We start from the raw sequence: 22,145 nt of genomic DNA, 5'->3' as shown, positions 1-22,145 counted from the left end.
GTCTGCTCCTTTTCTCTCTTTTGTGCGCGTTTCAAAACAGTCTTTTTGGGAGAATTTTGATAAAATAGTAGTATCAATAAAAAGGACGGAAGCATGACAAAGAAAATCATAGCCATTTGGGCCCAAGATGAAAAAGGGGTGATTGGAAAGGAAAATCGTCTCCCATGGCATTTACCAGCAGAGTTGCAACATTTTAAGGAAACAACTTTAAATCATGCTATATTGATGGGACGAGTGACCTTTGATGGAATGGGACGTCGTCTGCTTCCAAAACGGCAAACCCTGATTTTAACGCGCAATAGCGAAGAAGTCATAGATGGGGCGCTCGTATTTCAAGATGTAGAGTCTGTTTTAGCGTGGTATCAGAGTCAGGAAAAAAATCTCTATATCATCGGCGGGAAACAGATTTTTCAGGCTTTTGAGCCTTATTTAGATGAAATCATCGTGACGCAGATTCATGCTCAGGTGGAGGGAGATACCTATTTCCCTGAGGAGTTTGAATTGTCTCGTTTTGAGACAGTCGCAAGCAAATCTTATACCCGAGATGAGAAAAACGACTATGATTTTACCATCGAATACCGAGAAAGAAAGGAAGTCTAATGGAGCGCAGTATATTTGGATTTTTTACAGCTTTTTTGTGTGTAATCTGTATTTTGACTGGAGCACAAGCTTTTCGTAAGAAGCGCTATGGACTATCTGCCTTACTCTGGTTGAATGCCTTTACTAATCTGGTAAATAGTGTTCACGCTTTTTATATGACCTTATTTTAGATAGAATGGAAGGAAATCATGCCTACAAATAGGAAAAATGATATGATGGTTTATTGCTCATTTTGTGGCAAAAGCCAAGAAGAAGTAAAGAAAATAATCGCTGGGAACAACGCCTTTATCTGTAATGAATGTGTGGAGTTGGCTCAGGAAATTATTCGGGAGGAGTTGGCTGAGGAAGTCTTGGCAGACTTGTCTGAAGTACCAAAACCAATCGAGCTCCTCAATATCTTGAACCATTATGTGATCGGTCAAGATCGTGCCAAACGTGCCTTGGCAGTAGCAGTTTACAACCACTACAAACGTATCAATTTCCATGATACGCGTGAAGAGTCAGAAGATGTGGATTTGCAGAAGTCAAACATCTTGATGATTGGCCCAACTGGTTCTGGGAAAACTTTCTTGGCCCAGACTTTGGCTAAGAGCTTGAACGTGCCTTTTGCTATTGCAGATGCGACAGCTCTGACTGAGGCTGGTTATGTGGGTGAGGACGTGGAAAATATTCTCCTCAAACTCTTGCAGGCTGCTGACTTTAACATCGAACGTGCAGAGCGTGGGATTATCTACGTGGATGAAATTGACAAGATTGCCAAGAAGAGCGAAAATGTTTCTATCACACGTGATGTTTCGGGTGAAGGAGTGCAACAAGCCCTTCTTAAGATCATCGAGGGAACTGTAGCTAGTGTACCGCCTCAAGGTGGACGCAAACATCCGCAACAAGAGATGATTCAGGTGGATACTAAAAATATCCTCTTTATCGTGGGTGGTGCTTTTGATGGCATCGAAGAAATCGTTAAACAACGTTTGGGTGAAAAAGTTATTGGTTTCGGCCAAAATAACAAGGCGATTGACGAAAACAGCTCATACATGCAAGAAATCATCGCAGAAGATATTCAAAAATTCGGTATTATTCCAGAGTTGATTGGACGCTTGCCTGTCTTTGCTGCTCTTGAGCAATTGACGGTCGATGACTTGGTTCGCATCTTGAAAGAGCCAAGAAATGCCTTGGTCAAACAATACCAAACCTTGCTTTCTTATGATGATGTTGAGTTGGAATTTGACGATGAAGCTCTTCAAGAAATCGCCAATAAGGCTATCGAACGCAAGACAGGGGCGCGTGGTCTTCGCTCGATTATCGAAGAAACCATGCTGGATGTCATGTTTGAAGTACCGAGTCAGGAAAATGTGAAACTGGTTCGCATCACGAAAGAAGCTGTCGATGGAACGGATAAACCAATCCTAGAAACAGCCTAGAGGTGATTATGGAAATCAATACACACAATGCTGAAATCTTGCTCAGTGCGGCAAACAAGTCCCACTATCCGCAGGATGACCTGCCAGAGATTGCCCTAGCAGGGCGTTCAAATGTTGGCAAGTCTAGCTTTATCAACACCATGCTGAACCGCAAGAATCTTGCTCGTACATCGGGGAAACCTGGAAAAACCCAGCTACTCAACTTCTTTAACATTGATGACAAGATGCGCTTTGTGGATGTACCAGGTTATGGTTATGCCCGCGTTTCAAAAAAGGAGCGTGAAAAGTGGGGGCGCATGATTGAGGAATACTTAACGACTCGTGAAAATCTCCGTGCCGTGGTCAGTCTGGTGGATCTCCGCCACGACCCGTCAGCAGATGATGTGCAGATGTACGAATTTCTCAAATATTATGAGATTCCGGTTATCATCGTTGCGACTAAGGCGGACAAGATTCCTCGTGGTAAATGGAACAAGCATGAATCCGCAATCAAAAAGAAATTAAACTTTGACCTAAGTGACGACTTCATCCTCTTTTCATCTGTCAGCAAGGCAGGGATGGATCAGGCTTGGGATGCAATATTAGAAAAATTATGAGGGAAAGAAATGGCAAAAACAATTCATACAGACAAAGCTCCAAAAGCTATAGGACCATATGTTCAAGGAAAAATCGTTGGCAATCTTTTATTTGCTAGTGGTCAAGTTCCCCTATCTCCTGAAACTGGAGAAATTGTAGGAGAAACGATCCAAGAACAGACAGAACAAGTCTTGAAAAATATCGGTGCTATTTTGGCTGAAGCTGGAACAGACTTTGACTATGTTGTCAAAACAACTTGCTTCTTGAGCGATATGAATGACTTTGTTCCTTTTAACGAGGTTTACCAGACTGCCTTTAAAGAGGAATTTCCAGCTCGTTCAGCTGTGGAAGTTGCACGTCTTCCTCGTGATGTAAAAGTCGAAATTGAAGTGATCGCAGAGATTGGATAAGCTAGTTGAAGTTTGGCTCTGCCAAACTTTTTTTGATATAAGGAGAGATAGATGACAAAAAAACAACTTCACCTGGTGATTGTAACAGGGATGAGTGGTGCAGGGAAAACGGTAGCCATTCAGTCCTTCGAAGATTTGGGATATTTCACCATTGACAATATGCCACCAGCCCTCTTGCCAAAGTTTTTGCAGTTGGTAGAGACCAAGGATGATGACCACAAACTGGCCTTGGTAGTCGATATGCGGAGCCGTTCCTTCTTTTCAGAGATTCAGGCTGTTTTGGATGAATTGGAAAACCAAGACGATTTGGACTTCAAAATCCTCTTTTTAGACGCAGCAGATAAGGAATTGGTGGCACGCTATAAGGAAACTAGAAGAAGTCACCCTCTAGCCGCAGATGGTCGAATTTTAGATGGCATCAAGCTGGAACGTGAACTCTTGGCACCTTTAAAAAATATGAGTCAAAATGTGGTGGATACGACAGAACTCACTCCGCGTGAACTGCGTAAAACCATTGCAGAGCAATTTTCAGACCAAGAGCAAGCCCAGTCTTTCCGTATCGAAGTCATGTCTTTTGGATTCAAGTATGGTATCCCTATTGATGCAGACTTGGTTTTTGATGTCCGTTTCTTGCCAAATCCATACTACCTTCCGGAGCTCCGTAATCAGACAGGTGAGGATCAAGCAGTTTATGACTATGTGATGCATCATGAAGAGTCTGAAAGTTTCTATCAGCACTTACTCGCCTTGATTGAGCCCATTTTACCAAGTTACAAAAAAGAAGGCAAGTCCGTCTTGACCATTGCAGTAGGATGTACGGGTGGACAACACCGTAGTGTTGCCTTTGCTAAGCGCATAGCTGAGGATTTATCCAAAAACTGGCCTGTCAATGAAAGCCATCGTGACAAAGACAGAAGAAAGGAAACGGTAAACCGTTCATGAGAAAACCAAAGATAACGGTGATTGGTGGAGGAACTGGTATCCCCGTCATTTTGAAAAGCTTACGCGAAAAGGATGTTGATATTGCGGCCATCGTAACGGTAGCTGATGATGGTGGATCTTCTGGTGAACTAAGAAAGAATATCCAACAACTGACACCACCAGGTGATCTTCGGAATGTTTTGGTGGCCATGTCGGATATGCCTAAATTTTATGAGAAGGTTTTTCAGTACCGCTTTTCAGAAGAGGCTGGTGCTTTTGCGGGCCATCCACTGGGGAATATCATCATAGCAGGGCTCTCTGAAATGCAAGGGTCTACCTACAATGCTATGCAATTACTCAGTAAGTTCTTTCACACAACAGGAAAGATCTACCCCTCAAGCGATCATCCTTTGACACTGCATGCAGTCTTTAAAGACGGTTCTGAAGTGGCAGGTGAGAGCCACATTGCAGATCATCCAGGCATGATCGACCATGTCTATGTGACCAATACTCTGGATGATGAAACACCCCAAGCCAGCCGTCGAGTAGTCAATACCATTCTCGAGAGTGACATGATCGTCTTAGGGCCTGGTTCCCTCTTTACATCAATTTTGCCCAATATTGTCATCGAGGAGATTGGACAGGCACTCTTGGAGACCAAGGCGGAGATAGCCTATGTCTGCAATATCATGACCCAGCGTGGGGAAACAGAGCACTTTTCAGACAGTGACCACGTGGAAGTCCTCCATCGACACTTAGGTCGGCCTTTTATTGATACGGTCTTGGTCAATATCGAGAAGGTTCCTAGAGAATACATGAATACCAACCGTTTTGATGAGTATTTGGTTCAGGTGGAGCATGACTTTGCTGGTCTTTGCAAGCAGGTCCCTCGTGTGATTTCATCCAACTTCCTTCGTTTGGAAAATGGAGGAGCCTTCCATGATGGGGATTTGATTGTGGATGAATTGATGCGCATCATTCAGGTGAGAAAATGAGTTTTACAGTTGCAGTAAAAGAGGAAATTCTTGGTCAACACCATCTCAGTCGTTATGAACTGTCGGCCATCATCAAGATGTCAGGTAGTATTGGTCTCTCGACTTCAGGCTTGACCTTGTCAGTCGTGACCGAAAATGCCAAGTTGGCTCGTCACCTATATGAGTCCTTTCTCCATTTTTATGATATCAAGTCAGAGATTCGTCACCATCAGAGAAGCAATCTTCGCAAGAACCGTGTCTATACGGTCTATACTGAAGAGAGAGTGCAGGAGCTTTTAGCTGATTTGCGACTTGCGGATTCCTTCTTTGGTTTGGAGACAGGTATTGATCCCTATATTTTAGCAGATGAGGAGGCTGGACGTGCCTACTTATGTGGGGCCTTTCTGGCAAATGGTAGCATCCGAGATCCTGAGTCTGGCAAGTACCAGTTGGAGATTAGTTCCGTTTATCTGGACCACGCCCAAGGACTGGCCTCTCTCCTCCAGCAATTTTTATTGGACGCTAAGGTCATTGAGCGAAAGAAAGGTGCGGTTACCTATCTCCAGCGTGCAGAAGACATCATGGATTTCTTGATCGTGATTGGAGCCATGCAGGCGCGTGACAACTTTGAGCGCGTCAAGATTTTGCGTGAAACCCGTAACGATCTCAATCGAGCCAATAACGCCGAAACAGCCAATATCGCTCGGACGGTTTCTGCTAGTATAAAGACCATTAATAATATCAGTAAAATCAAAGATAGAATGGGTTTGGAAAATTTACCCGTAGATTTGCAGGAGGTAGCGCAGTTGCGGATTCAGCATCCAGATTACTCTATCCAGCAGTTGGCAGATAGCCTGAGCAATCCCCTGACCAAAAGTGGCGTCAACCACAGACTCCGAAAAATAAACAAGATTGCAGATGAACTATAAAACCACGAATTATTCAATCCGTGGTTCTTTTCTTTATAAACTTGTAGAGTGTTTTGGTTGTACCTTTTGTTCTGGGTCGATGTAGTTGATAGCATTGTTGACAGCAGTTGGAGCTTCACCCAGTCCTGTCGCAATCAAATCAATTTTACCTTCATAGTAGCAGCAGTCCCCGATAGCGTAAATACCCGCTTGGCTGGATTCTTGCTTGCTATTGATGATAATCTTATGTCGGTTGAGATCCAGTCCCCAATTTTTAAGGTTGCCGATAGAAGATTTAAAACCATAGTTGACAAAGAGGTGGTCTACTTCGATAGTTTCGGTTTCATCCGATTTGACTTTTGTGATTTCTAGTTTATCGAGTGTTTTTCCATCTCCAAGGAGTTGGCTAGGAACGAATGGTGTCCTGATAGTCACAGATGATTCTTGCAGGGCTTGAACACTGTGCTCCAAGGCACGGAAGTTATCTCTGCGGTGAACAAGAGTAGTTGGGGCAATTTTTTCAAAAGCCAGAGCCCAGTCCACTGCTGAGTCCCCTCCACCAAGGATGGTCACCTTCTTACCAGCGTATTGCTGGATGTTGGAAACGTGGTAGTGGATATTTTCATAATTTTCGACGCCAGCTAATTCGAGTGGCCGTGGTTTGAAGGCACCGCCCCCCATGGCAATGATGACTGTTTTGGTCAGATGGCTTCCCTTGTTGGTTGTGATGGTAAAACCTTGATCTTGTTTCTCGATTTCAAGAACGGTTTCGTTGAGGTGAACAGGTGTTTCAAAGCTGTTTAGCTGTTCAATCAAGCGATTGGTCAACTCTTCTCCAGTTAAGTTTGGAAAACCTGGCACATCAAGGATTTGCTTCTCAGGGTAGAGGATGGCTGGTTGACCACCGAGCTGTGGAAGAGAGTCGATGATTTGGACTTTGGCTTGGCGTAGGTGGGCGTAAAAGGCAGCAAAGAGGCCGACGGGACCGCCACCTACAATGGTAATGTCATAGAGTTGAGACATGATTTCTCCTTCGTTTTTTCTAGTCAGTTTATTTTATCATATTTTTAATCAAATTAAAATGAAGTAGGATAGGGAAAAAATTGTTAGAAAATGGTATAATAGGACGGAACGTGTTTTGACAGGGAGGAGGCCAAGGATGAATTTTCAACAATTATCCAATTTACAGTACTGGACGAGTTTGTTTTCAAGTCCTTGGAGTATCGTCATCAATCTGATTGATATTCTGATTGTGACTTATATTTTATATCATTTTACTAAAGCTATTGCAGGCACCAAGATTATGATATTGGTCCGTGGAGTCTTAGTTTTTATTCTAGCCCAGATTCTTTCCAATATGATTGGTTTAACGACCATTTCCTGGTTGATCAATCAGATCATCACCTACGGGGTCATTGCAGCAGTAGTCATCTTTTCACCGGAGATTCGGACGGGTCTAGAGCGGTTGGGCCGGGCTACTGATTTCTTCTCCAATGCACCTATTAGTGCAGAAGAGCAGATGATTCGTGCCTTTGTGAAATCAGTCGAATACATGAGCCCGCGTAAAATTGGTGCTCTGGTAGCTGTTCAGCGAGTGAGAACTTTACAGGAATACATCTCGACGGGGATTCCCCTAGATGCCAAGATTTCGGCTGAATTGCTTATCAATATTTTCATCCCCAATACTCCCTTGCACGATGGTGCGGTCATTATCAAGGAGGATCGGATTTCCGTAACTTCAGCCTATCTACCCCTGACTGAAGATACCGGGATTTCCAAGGAGTTTGGAACGCGTCATAGGGCGGCGATTGGTTTGTCGGAAGTGTCAGATGCACTTACCTTTGTGGTTTCTGAGGAAACAGGTGGAATCTCAATCACCTATAATGGAGTCTTTAAGCATGATTTGACCTTGGAAGAGTTTGAAGCTGAATTGAGAAGAATCCTGCTTCCAACATCAGAGGAAAAACATGGTCTGAAAGAGCGCTTGCTAGGAGGATTGAAACATGAGAAAAAATAGTCTTTATATCATTTCTTCCTTCTTTTTCGCCTGCATCCTCTTTATCTATGCGACTTCTACAAACTACCAGAATAGCAACAGTGCTAGACAAGTGCGGACGGAAACCTATACCAATACGGTTCTTAATGTCCCAATCGATATTCAGTACGACAGCGATCAGTATTTTATTAGTGGCTTTACGTCAGAAGTAACGGTTTTCTTGACAGGTTCCAATCGAGTTGCTTTGGCAAGCGAAATGCAGGAAAGTACGCGCAAATTCAAGGTGACAGCTGACTTGACAAATGCCAGTGTAGGAACCATCGAAGTTCCTCTAACCATTGAAAATTTACCGAGTGGTTTGACCGCTGTTGCGACACCGCAAAAGATAACAGTGAAGGTCGGTAAAAAAGCAAAACGAGATAATGTGATCGTTGTGCCGGAGATTGACCCTAGCCAGGTTGATTCTCGTGTGAAAATCGATACAGTCACTGTGTCAGATGAAAAAGTAACGGTTATTAGTGATGAGGAAACCCTCTCCAAAGTAGATCGTGTCATTGCCATCTTACCGACGAGTGAACGGATAACGGGTAACTACTCGGCTTCTGTTCCTCTACAAGCAGTTGATAAAAATGGAAATGTCTTGCCAAGCGTTATTATGCCGTTTGACACAACTATGAAAATTACAACCAAACCAGCATTGTCTAGTTCGAGTAACTCGTCAACAAGTTCCTCAGAGGGCAGTTCGTCTTCAACGAGTTCAGAAACGAAATCAGATTCGTCTAAACAATAATAAATAATAGAAAAGGATGATAAATAAAATGGGTAAATATTTTGGGACCGATGGAGTCCGTGGAGAAGCAAACGTAGAACTGACACCAGAATTGGCCTTTAAACTGGGTCGATTTGGTGGTTATGTCCTTAGCCAACACGAAACGGAAGCCCCTAAAGTTTTTGTAGGACGTGATACACGTATCTCAGGAGAAATGCTAGAATCTGCCTTGGTGGCAGGTCTCCTTTCAGTTGGGATTCACGTCTACAAACTCGGTGTTCTTGCAACACCAGCAGTAGCTTACTTGGTAAAAACAGAGGGAGCTAGTTCAGGTGTCATGATTTCCGCTAGTCACAACCCAGCCCTTGATAATGGGATTAAGTTCTTTGGTGGGGATGGCTTCAAACTTGATGATGAAAAAGAAGCAGAAATCGAAGCCTTGCTGGATGCTGCTGAAGACACTCTTCCTCGTCCAAGTGCCGAAGGCTTGGGAACCTTGGTGGATTACCCTGAAGGCTTGCGTAAGTACGAAGGTTATCTTGTTTCGACTGGAACTCCTCTTGAGGGAATGAAAGTGGCCTTGGACACAGCAAACGGTGCAGCCTCTACAAGTGCTCGTCAGATTTTCGCTGATCTCGGTGCTCAATTAACTGTTATCGGTGAGACACCAGATGGTCTTAATATCAACTTGAATGTGGGTTCTACACACCCAGAAGCTCTTCAAGAAGTGGTCAAAGAAAGTCAGTCAGCTATTGGTTTGGCCTTTGACGGTGATAGTGACCGTTTGATTGCTGTTGATGAAAATGGCGATATCGTTGATGGTGACAAGATCATGTACATCATCGGGAAATACCTTTCTGAAAAAGGCCAGTTGGCTCAAAACACCATCGTGACAACCGTCATGTCTAACCTTGGTTTCCATAAGGCTTTGGATAGTGCTGGCATTAACAAGGCAGTCACTGCAGTTGGAGATCGCTATGTTGTTGAAGAAATGAGAAAATCAGGCTACAACCTTGGTGGTGAACAATCAGGCCACGTTATCTTGATGGACTACAATACAACTGGTGATGGTCAATTATCAGCTGTTCAATTGACTAAAATCATGAAAGAAACAGGCAAGAGCTTGTCTCAACTAGCATCAGAAGTGACGATTTACCCACAAAAACTGGTCAATATCCGAGTGGAAAATGTCATGAAAGAAAAGGCCATGGAAGTACCAGCCATCAAAACAATCATCGAAAAAATGGAAGAAGAGATGGCAGGGAACGGTCGTATCCTTGTCCGTCCGAGTGGAACAGAACCCCTCTTGCGTGTCATGGCGGAAGCTCCTACAACAGAAGAAGTTAACTACTACGTAGATACGATTGCTGCGGTTGTTAAAGATGAAATCGGAATTGACTAAAGCCTAGAAAACTAGATGAAATGATAAAAATGTGGTACAATTGCATAGTAAATTGTAGCAATGGGAGAGAAAAATGAATCTTAAACGAGAACAAGAATTTGTTAGCCAGTATCACTTTGATGCTCGTAACTTTGAATGGGAAAATGAAAATGGAGCCCCTGAAACCAAGGTAGATGTGAACTTTCAGTTGCTCCAACATGACCAAGAAAACCAAGTGACTTCGCTAGTCGTTATCTTGAGTTTCATGATTGTCTTTGACAAATTCGTCATCAGCGGAACAATTTCTCAAGTTAACCATGTGGAAGGTCGTATTGTCAACGAACCAAGCGAATTTAACCAAGAAGAAGTCGAAACCTTGGCACGTCCATGTTTGAACATGCTCAATCGTTTGACGTATGAAGTAACAGAAATCGCCTTGGATCTTCCAGGGATCAATTTGGAGTTTTAGTCATGAAATTAGCTGTCATTACAGATTCTTCAGCCTATTTAGAGGAGAAGACGCTGCAAAGAGAGAATCTATATATCTTGGATATTCCTGTCAATATTGATGGGGAGGAGTATGTCGAAGGTATGAATCTGACTGCTGAGGAATTTTATCAAAAGATGGCTCAGTCTGCAGAATTGCCTAAGACCAGTCAACCAAGCATTGCCAAATTGGATGAGATTTTAAGTTCCTTGAAAGAAGAGGGCTACACCCACGTCTTGGGACTCTTCCTTTCGTCAGGAATTTCAGGCTTTTATCAGAACATCCAATACATGTTGGATGAGTATGATGGCTTGACCATTGCCTTTCCAGATACCCATATCACAAGTTCCCCTCTAGGGTTTATGGTGGAGAGTGCCTTTGAATGGGCAGAACAGGGCGATGATTTTGCCCAGATTCAGGAGAAGTTGGCTATTCAAATTGCTGATAATTCAGCCTTTATCATAGTAGATGACCTCGACCACTTGGTTAAGGGAGGACGTTTGTCAAATGGGGCTGCCATCTTAGGGAATCTCCTTAGTATCAAGCCTATTCTTTACTTCAATGATCAAGGTGTGATTGAAGTTTACGAAAAAGTTCGTACAGAAAAGAAGGCAATCAAACGTTTGGTAGAAATCATCAAAGAGTTGACAAAAGATGGGGACTACCGTATTACAGTCATTCATGGGAACGCTCCTCAAAAGGCGGCAGATTTACGCCAACTTTTGATTGAGAGTGATGTGAATTCTGAGATCCCAATTGTTAGCTTTGGTAGTGTCATTGGGACCCACCTTGGAGAAGGTAGTATCGCCTTGAGCTATACACCAATCGTCTAGATTGTTCTTACAGGCTTTGTATCTTAGACAGGAGTAGAGATGAGTATTCGAGTAATTATTGCCGGGTTTAAGGGAAAGATGGGCCAAGCTGCTTGTCAGATGGTCTTGGCTGATCCCGACTTGGACTTGGTCGCAGTTTTGGATCCTTTTGAGTCTGATTCAGAATGGCAGGGTATTCCTGTCTTCAATGATAAGGCTGACTTGGCTGGTTTTGAAGCGGATGTCTGGGTAGACTTTACCACACCAGCCGTAGCCTACGAAAATACACGCTTTGCTCTTGAAAATGGCTTTGCTCCAGTAGTTGGAACAACAGGCTTTACTAGTGAAGAAATTGCTGAGCTAAAAGCATTTTCCCGTGAACAAGATTTGGGTGGCTTGATTGCTCCTAACTTTGCCTTGGGAGCTATCTTGCTCATGCAATTTGCGGCGCAGGCTGCCAAATATTTCCCAAATGTGGAGATTATCGAGCTCCATCATGACAAGAAAAAAGATGCTCCGAGCGGAACAGCCATTAAAACGGCTGAGTTGATGGCGGAAGTGCGAGAGTCTATCCAACAAGGTGCGCCTGATGAGGAAGAATTGATTGCAGGTGCTCGCGGTGCTGACTTTGATGGTATGCGCATCCATTCGGTCCGTTTACCAGGCCTGGTAGCCCATCAGGAAGTCATCTTTGGCAATCAGGGAGAAGGATTGACCCTTCGTCATGACTCCTATGATCGCAGCTCCTTCATGACAGGGGTGAATTTAGGAATCAAAGAAGTTGTCAAGCGTCATGAGCTTGTCTATGGATTAGAACACTTATTATGAGATTAACGCAAATGCCTTCTGAATTTCAGAAGGCTTTACCAGTATTAGAAAAAATTAAAGAAGCAGGCTTTGAGGCTTATTTTGTTGGGGGCTCTGTTCGAGATGCCCTCCTCAATCGCCCCATCCACGATGTGGATATTGCGACTTCTTCCTATCCAGAGGAGACCAAGCAGATTTTTCCGCGAACAGCCGATATCGGAATTGAGCACGGAACGGTCTTAGTTTTAGATGGGGACGAGGAGTATGAGGTGACGACCTTTCGGACCGAAGATGTCTATGTGGACTATCGCAGACCCAGTGCGGTTTCCTTTGTGCGTTCGCTAGAAGAAGACCTCAAGCGCCGTGATTTTACAGTCAACGCCTTTGCTTTGGATGAAACAGGCGAAATCATTGACTTGTTCCATGGTTTAGAAGATTTGAAAAACCAAGTCTTGCGAGCAGTGGGTGTTGCTAGTGAGCGTTTCAATGAAGATGCTCTGCGGATTATGCGTGGTTTCCGCTTTCAGGCCAGTCTCGGTTTTAAACTTGAGCAAGAAACATTTAAAGCGATGAAGACTTTGACGCCACTCTTGGAGAAAATTTCTGTGGAGCGCACCTTCGTTGAGTTTGATAAACTCTTGCTAGCACCTTTTTGGCGAGTTGGTCTGTCTTCCATGATTGAGAGTCGAGCTTATGACTACCTCCCTGATATGGCAGGAAGTCAAGACAATCTCCACAGATTGTTTGATTTGGAGCCTGATTTCACTTTTGAGTCTTCCGAACAAGCTTGGGCGGCTCTATTGTGGGCTTTGGAGATTAAAGATGCACAGCCATTTTTGAAACATTGGAAGACCTCACGTCAGTTTACCAAGCAGGTTCAGGATTTGCTGACCATTTTGGCTTTGCGAGAAGAAGGAGAGCTGAGCAAGCGCGATTGTTACCGCTTTGACTTGGATTCCCTTCTACAAGCTGAAAGCCTTCGTCAGGCTCAAGGGAAAGAAGTCAACCCACAAGCCATCAAAGAAACTTACCATAGTTTGACCATTCATGATAAGAAAGAGATGCAAATCAACGGTGGTATTCTGATCAAAGAATATGGCTATCAGCCAGGTCCAGACTTGGGAGAAATTTTAACAGAGATTGAGTATGCCATTGTCGATGGAGAGTTGGAAAATGATCGTCAAGCTATCCATGTTTACCTGAGGGAGAGAAAATGAGTGATTTTATCGTTGAAAAACTAAGTAAATCCGTTGGTGACAAGACCGTTTTTAAGGATATTTCCTTTATCATCCATGACTTGGATAGAATCGGTCTGATCGGTGTTAATGGAACGGGTAAGACCACCCTTTTAGACGTCCTTTCTGGCGTTTCAGGCTTTGATGGGGATGTTAGTCCTTTTTCAGCTAAGAATGACTACAAGATTGGCTACTTGACCCAGAATCCAGATTTTGATGATAGCAAGACGGTTTTGGACACGGTTCTGTCCAGCGACCTCAAGGAAATTCAGCTCATTCGTGAGTATGAGTTGATCATGCTCAACTACAGCGAGGACAAGCAGGCTCGTTTGGAACGGGTTATGGCAGAGATGGATTCTCTTCAAGCCTGGGAAATTGAAAGCCAGGTCAAGACGGTCCTCAGCAAGCTAGGTATTCAGAACTTGTCGACTCCAGTTGGTGAATTGTCAGGTGGTCTAAGAAGACGGGTTCAGTTGGCGCAAGTTCTCCTAGGAAACCACGACCTCTTGCTTCTGGACGAGCCGACTAACCACCTGGACATTGCGACCATTGAGTGGCTGACTCTTTTTTTGAAAAATTCCAAGAAGACAGTTCTTTTTATCACCCATGATCGTTATTTCCTAGATGCACTATCAACACGAATTTTCGAGTTGGACCGAGCAGGCTTGACCGAGTATCAGGGTAATTATCAGGACTATGTTCGCCTTAAGGCGGAGCAAGATGAGCGTGACGTTGCTCTCCTTCACAAGAAAGAACAACTCTATAAGCAAGAATTGGCTTGGATGCGCAGACAACCGCAGGCACGTGCGACCAAGCAACAAGCCCGTATCAATCGTTTCCATGACTTGAAAAAAGAAGTTTCAGGTAGTAGTACTGAGACAGACTTGACCATGAACTTTGAGACCAGTCGGATTGGGAAGAAGGTCATCGAGTTTAAAGATGTTTCCTTCGCCTATGAGAACAAGCCGATATTACAAAATTTTAACCTTTTAGTGCAAGCTAAAGACCGTATCGGTATCGTTGGGGATAATGGTGTGGGAAAATCAACTCTTCTCAATCTGATTGCAGGAAGTCTTGAGCCGACAGCAGGTCATCTTGTGATTGGGGAAACCGTTCGTATCGCCTATTTCTCTCAACAAATTGAAGGGTTGGATGAAAGCAAACGGGTTATCAATTACCTGCAGGAAGTAGCAGAAGAGGTTAAGACCAGTGGTGGTTCTACGACTTCCATCGCTGAGCTGCTAGAGCAATTCCTCTTTCCACGTTCGACCCATGGAACCTTGATTGAGAAGTTATCTGGTGGCGAGAAAAAACGACTCTATCTCCTTAAACTTCTCTTGGAAAAACCAAATGTTCTCCTCTTGGACGAGCCGACCAATGACCTAGACATTGCGACTTTGACAGTCTTGGAGAATTTCTTGCAGGGCTTTGCAGGTCCCGTTTTAACAGTCAGCCACGACCGTTATTTTCTGGATAAGGTAGCAACAAAAATTCTCGCTTTTGAAGATGGCAACATTCGTACTTTCTTTGGTCATTACACCGATTATCTTGATGAAAAGGCCTTTGAAGAAGAAACAGCAAGTCAAGTTCAAAAGGCCGAAAAAGAGAAAGCGGTCAAAGTCCGTGAAGACAAGAAGCGTATGACCTACCAAGAAAAGCAGGAGTGGGCAAGCATTGAAGGGGATATTGAAGCCTTGGAAAATCGTATCGCTATAATTGAAGAGGAAATGCAGGCTAATGGTTCTGACTTTGGTAAGCTAGCCACCCTTCAGAAAGAGCTAGACGAGAAAAACGAAGAACTCCTTGAAAAATACGAACGCTATGAATACCTAAGTGAGTTGGCATGATGGAAGAAAAAGTCATTAAACGTAGTCCCAAGAAAATCATTTGGAATGCCTTGTTTGGCTTGGCTTCGGTGCTTTTCTTCTTGTTACCTCTATCTTATCTCTATGCGTATTCGGAAAAGGGGACGGGACTTCATACGATAAGTCTTTTGTTAATGCTGCATGTACTTTTTTGTGCTGGAGTAGTCCTTTATCAGACTTACAGACTTTTAAGCTTGGATAAGGAGTATTTGAGATGCACAGTTAAGGGGTTTTACTACAAACCAAACCCAAAGAAACCCAGTCGTTTCTATGCTTGGGCAGATGTAGAAGAGTTTTCCTTTTCTCGGATTCGAGGGAAGTACAGGGATTCCTATCGGATTGAAGTCTATTTTAAAAACAAGGAAAATGTGGAATCCCAATCCTTTCTAGCTCTGTTGAAGAGAAGGATTCTCCCTTTTCATCCGTCAGCAGATTTGATCATCCCGATTTTTCTGCTAGATGTAGGTCTTCCTGAAAGGGTCTATGAGACCATGAAGTACTACGAAAGAGAATGGCGGATCGAACAAAATCGCCAAGCTAGAAAACAGACAAAACAAGCTTCGAAAAGCAAATATTCCAAACTGTCATAGTCGGTCTTTGCTTAAAGTAGAATAATCAAAAAGGCCCTATCCATTGGATAGGGTCACTGTTTGTCTTCTTTTTTTGTTTCCTGGTGGAAGATATTTTGCCAAGTTTCATGGCGACGCCAGATACTGGTGTGGACGATACCATCTAGCTCATAGCAAATAAGCTTGGTTTTCTGACTAATGGAGGTAATCTGAATGTCCTTAATCGCAGCACTAAGTTCTTTTTCAGACTTATAAGCCTCTTTATCCATCTGCTCTCCATCTTGACGGATATAGAGAAAGTCCTCAGCAAGGAGTTCTTCAAGCTGATTTCCTTGGTCAATCAATTGCTCACGCATGAGCAGTTTTTTATAGACATTGTCTAAAATCTCGTCCTCAGGTATGGGAGCAGGCTCGATATGGATATCGGTATCAAAGACTCCAAAACGCTCTTCCAGCATGGATTCGACCTGGTCCGCAATTTCGTGACTTTCATAGACTGATAGGTCAGGATTCATCTCTAGGGTGATATCAAGGTAGATATTGCTACCGTAGGTACGCCCTCTTTGGGACTTGACCTTACTAATCTTTGGGATCTCCATGATGGCTTTTTGGTAGTCCTCTAGCAGACGGTCATCAAAGCCATCTGAAAGACTGAAGGAAGACTCGATAAAGATATCATAGGCTGTCTTTAAGATAAAGAAGGTGATAATGATAGCGACCAATTTATCCACGATTGGATAATTGAAACTGCTGGCTAGGATAGCAATGGTCGTCCCAAGCGAGGTGACAGCATCGGAAAGATTGTCCTTAGCAGCTGCCTTGAGAGCCTTGGATTTGGATTTCTTACTGAGGCGTGTGTTATAGAGATAAACAGCAAACATGACCGCCGCTGAAATGATTCCTAGAATCGCTCCCAAAGGATCAATAGGTGTTTGTTCCCGACTAAGGATTTTCTGAATGGTGTCCCGAAGCACATCAAAACCAACATAGAACATGATGATGGAAGTAATCAAACTAGCCAAATCTTCAATCTTCCAGTGACCGAAACGATGGTCACGGTCTGCGGGCTGGCGAGCCATACGAATGCCAATCAGAAGAGCAACATTTCCGATAATATCTGATAGGTTGTTGAAACCATCCGCTACCAAACTGGAAGAATGTAGGAGGTGGCCAGTCGCTAATTTTGCCGCAGACAAGAGGAGGTAGGTCGAAATGCTGATAATGGCACCACGTTCCGCCAACTTGAGATTTGACATGGATTGATTCATCGGACTTCCTTTCTGGTGCTGAGATTCTGTTTTCATTATACTGGTTTTCATGGGAAAATTCAAATTTAGTCTTGTTCCATCGGATTTTAATTCTTGAAAATTGTTCAAATTTTGATATAATAGTACTACTCAAGGGAGTAGCTGGCAGAAACCTGTGATAGTGTCGTCATTCCGAATTTTATACTGCAAAGTATTCTTTCCGGCGCTATCTTAAACAGCGAGACTTGTTATGATTAACAGGTCTCTTTTTGTTTGTCATAAAACCAAAAGAGAGCTTGTTTTGCACACAATGTCAAGGAGGAGACACATGTCAAAAGAACAAAAACGCCAAGCGTTTTATACTCAAAGTCCTGAAGAGGTCTTGAAGTCGGTTGAAGCAACTGAGCAAGGCCTTTCGTCAAGCGAAGCGCAGAAACGCCTTGCTGAATATGGGCGCAATGAACTCGAAGAAGGTGAGAAAAAATCTCTCTTGGTTAAATTCATCGAACAGTTTAAAGATTTGATGATTATTATTTTGGTGGCTGCAGCCATCTTGTCTGTCATAACTTCTGGTGGGGAAGATATTGCAGATGCCATCATTATCCTAGCCGTTGTTATCATCAACGCAGCTTTCGGTGTTTACCAAGAAGGAAAAGCGGAAGAAGCCATCGAAGCCCTCAAGTCTATGTCCAGTCCAGCTGCTCGCGTTATCCGTGATGGGCACATGGCTGAGATTGATTCCAAAGAATTGGTGCCAGGTGATATCGTTGCCCTTGAAGCAGGTGACGTAGTACCAGCAGACCTACGTTTGCTAGAAGCTAATTCACTTAAAATCGAAGAAGCGGCCTTAACAGGTGAGTCTGTTCCAGTCGAAAAAGACTTGACCGTTGAGCTCTCTGCAGATGCTGGTATTGGTGACCGTGTCAATATGGCCTTCCAAAACTCAAACGTGACCTATGGTCGAGGTCTTGGTGTTGTTGTCAATACAGGTATGTACACGGAAGTGGGTCATATCGCTGGCATGCTCCAAGATGCGGATGAGACGGATACACCACTCAAACAAAACTTGAACAACCTTTCTAAGGTCTTGACCTATGCAATTTTGGTCATTGCCCTTGTTACTTTTGTAGTCGGAGTCTTCATTCAAGGTAAAAATCCACTTGGTGAGTTGATGACCTCTGTTGCGCTTGCTGTTGCAGCCATCCCAGAAGGACTTCCTGCTATCGTGACTATCGTTCTTGCCCTTGGTACTCAAGTTTTGGCAAAACGAAACTCTATCGTTCGTAAGTTGCCAGCAGTAGAAACACTTGGTTCAACTGAGATCATCGCTTCTGATAAGACTGGTACACTTACCATGAACAAGATGACCGTCGAAAAAGTCTTCTATGATGCAGTCCTACATGATTCAGCTGATGACATTGAACTAGGTCTTGAAATGCCTCTTCTTCGTTCAGTTGTTTTGGCTAATGATACTAAGATTGATGCAGAAGGAAACCTAATCGGGGATCCAACCGAAACAGCCTTCATCCAGTATGCCTTGGATAAGGGCTATGATGTTAAAGGATTTTTAGAGAAATATCCTCGTGTAGCTGAATTGCCATTTGACTCAGATCGTAAGCTCATGTCAACGGTTCACCCATTGCCAGATGGGAAATTCCTAGTGGCAGTCAAGGGAGCTCCAGACCAACTTTTGAAACGTTGTGTTGCTCGTGATAAAGCTGGAGATGTCGCTCCGATTGATGAGAAAGTCACTGAATTAATCCATACAAACAACTCTGAAATGGCTCACCAAGCCTTGCGTGTCCTTGCAGGTGCTTATAAGATTATTGATAGCATTCCAGAAAACTTGACTTCTGAAGAACTGGAAAACAACTTGATTTTTACTGGTTTGATTGGGATGATTGACCCTGAGCGTGCCGAAGCAGCAGAAGCTGTCCGTGTAGCCAAGGAAGCTGGAATCCGTCCAATCATGATCACGGGTGACCACCAAGACACAGCAGAAGCCATTGCTAAACGTTTGGGAATCATCGATGAAAATGACTCAGAAGACCATGTCTTGACAGGTGCTGAGCTCAACGAACTTTCTGATGAAGAATTTGAAAAAGTAGTTGGTCAATACTCTGTTTATGCGCGTGTATCTCCAGAACACAAGGTTCGTATCGTCAAGGCTTGGCAAAAACAAGGTAAAGTCGTTGCCATGACAGGTGATGGTGTCAATGATGCGCCAGCTCTGAAAACAGCCGATATCGGTATCGGTATGGGAATCACTGGTACAGAGGTTTCTAAGGGAGCTTCTGATATGATTCTTGCAGATGATAACTTCGCGACCATTATCGTCGCAGTTGAAGAAGGACGTAAGGTCTTCTCAAACATTCAAAAGACCATCCAATACCTTCTGTCTGCCAATACAGCTGAAGTATTAACCATCTTCCTAGCGACCCTCTTTGGATGGGATGTTTTGCAACCAGTTCATCTTTTGTGGATCAACTTGGTAACTGATACCTTCCCAGCTATCGCTCTTGGCGTTGAGCCAGCTGAGCCAGGTGTTATGACCCACAAACCACGTGGACGCAAGTCAAGCTTCTTCTCAGGTGGGGTCATGAGTTCCATCATCTATCAAGGTCTCCTTCAAGGTGCCCTTGTTCTGGCTGTTTATGGTCTTGCCCTTCTTTACCCAGTTCATGTGGGTGACAATCAAGCTATCCACGCTGATGCTCTTACTATGGCCTTTGCAACACTTGGTTTGATCCAGCTCTTCCATGCCTACAATGTAAAATCTGTTTACCAGTCTATTTTGACTGTTGGTCCATTTAAATCTAAAACTTTCAACTGGTCAATCTTGGTTTCATTTATTTTACTAGCATCAACTATTGTCATCGACCCATTAGAAAGCATCTTCCACGTAACCAAACTAGACTTATCACAATGGGGAATCGTTATGGGCGGAAGCTTCTCAATGATACTTATTGTCGAAATCGTTAAGTTTGTTCAACGCAAGCTTGGTTTTGATAAGAACGCGATTTAAAAAGAAAGTCATCTTCGGATGGCTTTTTTTGCATTTGAGGAGAATAGTTAAGAGTTATCCACTTTTATGCTATAATAAAGTAAAATGGCAAGGAGCGAAAGAAATGGAAAAGAAAATTGTCCGAGATGTCTTATTCCTGTCGCAAGTTTCGAAAGCTGCAAGTCAGGAAGACCTTTATCTGGTTAGAGATTTACAGGATACCCTGCTAGCCAATCGCGAGACCTGTGTTGGTCTGGCGGCAAATATGATTGGGGTGCAGAAGCGCGTGATTATCTTTAATCTTGGCTTGGTTCCTATAGTTATGTTTAACCCCATTCTCCTTTCCTCTGAAGATCCTTACGAGACAGAGGAAGGTTGTTTGTCTTTGACTGGGGTACGGTCAACGACTCGCTATGAAACGATTACGGTTTCCTATCGCGATAGCAAGTGGCAGGAACAGACCATTACACTGACAGGTTTTCCAGCTCAGATCTGCCAACATGAACTGGATCATTTGGAAGGACGAATTATTTAGGAGGAACTCAGATGAAACGCATACTCTTTGAACTTGTTTTTATCGCAACGACCTGGTATATCTTTTTACCACCACTTAATCTTACGAGTTGGGAATTTATCTTTTTCCTATGCGGACATTTGGTGGTGATGGGAATTTTGTTTAGTTTTCGAAGGGATATCAATCTTCTCAAGACGGTTCATGTACGTCATGGCAAGGTTGCCAACGAACTCAATCTAGAAGGGCTTCATTTTAATAGACTAGGTGGAGGATTGTTGCTGGCCGCGGGACTTATCTTTGCCCTTGCTGGTCTGGTAAGCCTAGTAACTTCTAGCTTTTTCCAAGCAAAAAATTATGCTAATGTGGTGTCCATCACAGAAAAAGACTTTAAAGATTTTCCTAAGAGTGATACCAGTAAGGTTCCAATCCTAGATCGGAGCACTGCAGAAAAGATTGGTGACCGTTACCTGGGGTCTCTGACGGATAAGGTCTCCCAGTACGTAGCAGCAGATACTTATACCCAGCTGACAGTTGATGGCAAGCCCTATCGGGTGACACCTTTGGAATATGCTGATCCGATTAAATGGTTCAATAATCAGTCCAAGGGGATTGGCGAGTATATCAAGGTTGATATGGTGACAGGAAATGCGGAATTGGTGGATTTAAAAACACCGATGAAGTATTCAGACTCCGAGTATTTTAACCGAGACGTCAAACGTCATCTTCGGATCAAGTACCCAACCAAAATTTTTAAAACCCCATCCTTTGAGGTGGATGATGAAGGCAATCCTTTCTATGTAGCAACAGTTTATCAAAAGCAGTTTGGTCTAGGAGTTCCTCGTCCTTCATCTGTTATTATCTTAGACGCCACCAATGGAGAAACCAAGGAATACAGCTTGGATGAAGTGCCAGAATGGGTAGACCGTGTCTATCCTGCTGAAGAAACTATCGAACAAATCAACTACAACGGCAAGTATAAAGACGGCTTCTGGAATGCCTTGATTTCTAAGAAAAATGTTACCCAAACGACAGAGGGCTATAACTATCTTTCTATCGGAAATGACATTTATCTCTACACGGGTGTGACTTCAGCAAATGCTGACGAAAGTAATCTAGGATTTATCCTTGAAAACATGCGCACTGGTGAAATCACCAAGTACAATCTAGCTTCAGCAACTGAAGAATCAGCCCGTGCTTCCGCAGAAGGAGCAGTTCAGGAGAAGGCCTACAAGGCGACCTTCCCTATTCTTGTCAATCTCAATGACAAACCTCTCTATATCATGGGCTTGAAGGACAATGCAGGCTTGGTCAAGGAGTATGCATTGGTCGATGCCGTGGAGTACCAAAACGTTATCGTAGCAACTACGGTGGATGAACTCCTCAGCAAGTATGCCAATAAAAACGACCTCGACCTGGATAATGAAACGGTAGAAAACATCAAGGGAGTGATTTCAGACCTGAAATCAGCTGTTATCAAGGGGGATACCGTCTACTTCTTTAAAGTTGATGGCAAGATTTATAAGGTCAAGGCTTCCATATCAGACGACCTTCCTTACCTTGAAAATGGCCAATCCTTTGAAGGTCAAGTTGGAAAAGATAATTACCTTAAGACCTTTAAAGTCAAGTAAAAGAAACCTCGGTATGAACCG

21 protein-coding genes are annotated in these 22,145 nt (G+C 43.5%); 19 read left to right on the top strand and 2 right to left on the bottom strand.

What is annotated here, in order from left to right; genetic code table 11:
- Positions 1-93 precede the first annotated feature (93 nt).
- From FQT28_RS06805 to whiA, 7 genes are all read left to right on the top strand, one after another.
- Positions 94-600: a dihydrofolate reductase gene (locus FQT28_RS06805; protein WP_143989774.1), complete on the top strand. Its 507-nt coding sequence runs from the start codon at positions 94-96 to the stop codon at positions 598-600.
- Between the two features lie 188 nt (positions 601-788).
- Positions 789-2,021: an ATP-dependent Clp protease ATP-binding subunit ClpX gene (gene clpX / locus FQT28_RS06795; RefSeq protein ID WP_004240351.1), complete on the top strand. Its 1,233-nt coding sequence runs from the start codon at positions 789-791 to the stop codon at positions 2,019-2,021.
- Between the two features lie 8 nt (positions 2,022-2,029).
- The gene (gene yihA / locus FQT28_RS06790) at positions 2,030-2,617 is read left to right on the top strand and encodes a ribosome biogenesis GTP-binding protein YihA/YsxC (protein WP_143989773.1); all 588 of its coding nucleotides are present in this window, start codon (positions 2,030-2,032) and stop codon (positions 2,615-2,617) included.
- A gap of 9 nt (positions 2,618-2,626) precedes the next feature.
- On the top strand, positions 2,627-3,007 hold the full coding sequence (locus FQT28_RS06785; RefSeq protein WP_143989772.1) for a RidA family protein: 381 nt from the start codon (positions 2,627-2,629) through the stop codon (positions 3,005-3,007).
- Positions 3,008-3,058: 51 nt separating this feature from the next.
- The gene (gene rapZ, locus FQT28_RS06780; RefSeq protein WP_143989771.1) at positions 3,059-3,949 is read left to right on the top strand and encodes an RNase adapter RapZ; all 891 of its coding nucleotides are present in this window, start codon (positions 3,059-3,061) and stop codon (positions 3,947-3,949) included.
- Positions 3,946-4,923 carry a YvcK family protein gene (locus tag FQT28_RS06775; protein ID WP_001231057.1) on the top strand — a complete coding sequence of 326 codons (978 nt, stop codon included), beginning with the start codon at positions 3,946-3,948 and terminating at the stop codon, positions 4,921-4,923. Before rapZ ends, FQT28_RS06775 begins: the two co-directional genes overlap by 4 nt.
- Positions 4,920-5,831 carry a DNA-binding protein WhiA gene (whiA, locus tag FQT28_RS06770; protein WP_143989770.1) on the top strand — a complete coding sequence of 304 codons (912 nt, stop codon included), beginning with the start codon at positions 4,920-4,922 and terminating at the stop codon, positions 5,829-5,831. Before FQT28_RS06775 ends, whiA begins: the two co-directional genes overlap by 4 nt.
- A gap of 33 nt (positions 5,832-5,864) precedes the next feature.
- Here the strand turns inward: whiA and FQT28_RS06765 are convergent, their stop codons facing one another.
- Positions 5,865-6,833: an NAD(P)/FAD-dependent oxidoreductase gene (locus tag FQT28_RS06765; protein ID WP_143989769.1), complete on the bottom strand. Its 969-nt coding sequence runs from the start codon at positions 6,831-6,833 to the stop codon at positions 5,865-5,867.
- Positions 6,834-6,969: 136 nt separating this feature from the next.
- On the opposite strand from FQT28_RS06765, the gene cdaA reads away from it, so the two are divergent.
- From cdaA to FQT28_RS06715, 9 genes are all read left to right on the top strand, one after another.
- On the top strand, positions 6,970-7,827 hold the full coding sequence (cdaA, locus tag FQT28_RS06755) for a diadenylate cyclase CdaA (protein ID WP_143989768.1): 858 nt from the start codon (positions 6,970-6,972) through the stop codon (positions 7,825-7,827).
- Positions 7,814-8,596 (top strand): CdaR family protein, encoded by a 783-nt coding sequence (locus tag FQT28_RS06750; protein WP_143989767.1) that lies wholly within the window; start codon positions 7,814-7,816, stop codon positions 8,594-8,596. The genes cdaA and FQT28_RS06750 overlap by 14 nt, the downstream gene beginning before the upstream one ends.
- Positions 8,597-8,624: 28 nt before the next feature.
- Complete coding sequence (gene glmM / locus FQT28_RS06745; RefSeq protein WP_143990072.1) at positions 8,625-9,977, top strand: phosphoglucosamine mutase; 1,353 nt, start codon at positions 8,625-8,627, stop codon at positions 9,975-9,977.
- Positions 9,978-10,050: 73 nt separating this feature from the next.
- A complete protein-coding gene (locus tag FQT28_RS06740) occupies positions 10,051-10,425 on the top strand; it encodes a DUF1149 family protein (protein ID WP_001050092.1) in 375 nt (124 codons plus the stop codon).
- A 2-nt stretch (positions 10,426-10,427) separates the two neighbouring features.
- Positions 10,428-11,276 (top strand): DegV family protein, encoded by an 849-nt coding sequence (locus FQT28_RS06735; protein WP_143989766.1) that lies wholly within the window; start codon positions 10,428-10,430, stop codon positions 11,274-11,276.
- A 39-nt stretch (positions 11,277-11,315) separates the two neighbouring features.
- Positions 11,316-12,083 (top strand): 4-hydroxy-tetrahydrodipicolinate reductase, encoded by a 768-nt coding sequence (dapB, locus tag FQT28_RS06730; RefSeq protein ID WP_143989765.1) that lies wholly within the window; start codon positions 11,316-11,318, stop codon positions 12,081-12,083.
- Entirely contained in the window at positions 12,080-13,279 is a 1,200-nt protein-coding gene (locus FQT28_RS06725; RefSeq protein ID WP_143989764.1) for a CCA tRNA nucleotidyltransferase, read from the top strand. The genes dapB and FQT28_RS06725 overlap by 4 nt, the downstream gene beginning before the upstream one ends.
- The gene (locus FQT28_RS06720; protein ID WP_143989763.1) at positions 13,276-15,144 is read left to right on the top strand and encodes an ABC-F family ATP-binding cassette domain-containing protein; all 1,869 of its coding nucleotides are present in this window, start codon (positions 13,276-13,278) and stop codon (positions 15,142-15,144) included. The genes FQT28_RS06725 and FQT28_RS06720 overlap by 4 nt, the downstream gene beginning before the upstream one ends.
- Positions 15,141-15,752 (top strand): hypothetical protein, encoded by a 612-nt coding sequence (locus FQT28_RS06715; protein ID WP_125449500.1) that lies wholly within the window; start codon positions 15,141-15,143, stop codon positions 15,750-15,752. The genes FQT28_RS06720 and FQT28_RS06715 overlap by 4 nt, the downstream gene beginning before the upstream one ends.
- A 53-nt stretch (positions 15,753-15,805) precedes the next feature.
- Here the strand turns inward: FQT28_RS06715 and mntE are convergent, their stop codons facing one another.
- Positions 15,806-16,999 carry a CDF family manganese efflux transporter MntE gene (gene mntE / locus FQT28_RS06710; protein WP_143990071.1) on the bottom strand — a complete coding sequence of 398 codons (1,194 nt, stop codon included), beginning with the start codon at positions 16,997-16,999 and terminating at the stop codon, positions 15,806-15,808.
- A 307-nt stretch (positions 17,000-17,306) separates the two neighbouring features.
- On the opposite strand from mntE, the gene FQT28_RS06705 reads away from it, so the two are divergent.
- The 3 genes from FQT28_RS06705 (at position 17,307) to FQT28_RS06695 (ending at position 22,124) form a co-directional block, all read left to right on the top strand.
- A complete protein-coding gene (locus FQT28_RS06705) occupies positions 17,307-20,003 on the top strand; it encodes a cation-translocating P-type ATPase (RefSeq protein ID WP_143989762.1) in 2,697 nt (898 codons plus the stop codon).
- A 103-nt stretch (positions 20,004-20,106) separates the two neighbouring features.
- Complete coding sequence (locus tag FQT28_RS06700) at positions 20,107-20,517, top strand: peptide deformylase (RefSeq protein ID WP_000412248.1); 411 nt, start codon at positions 20,107-20,109, stop codon at positions 20,515-20,517.
- Positions 20,518-20,528: 11 nt separating this feature from the next.
- Entirely contained in the window at positions 20,529-22,124 is a 1,596-nt protein-coding gene (locus tag FQT28_RS06695; RefSeq protein WP_143989761.1) for a hypothetical protein, read from the top strand.
- Positions 22,125-22,145: the final 21 nt, after the last annotated feature.

The organism is Streptococcus oralis, assembly GCF_901543815.1.
Taxonomy (GTDB): domain Bacteria; phylum Bacillota; class Bacilli; order Lactobacillales; family Streptococcaceae; genus Streptococcus; species Streptococcus oralis_CM.
This window is presented reverse-complemented; position numbering and strand designations above follow the sequence as displayed.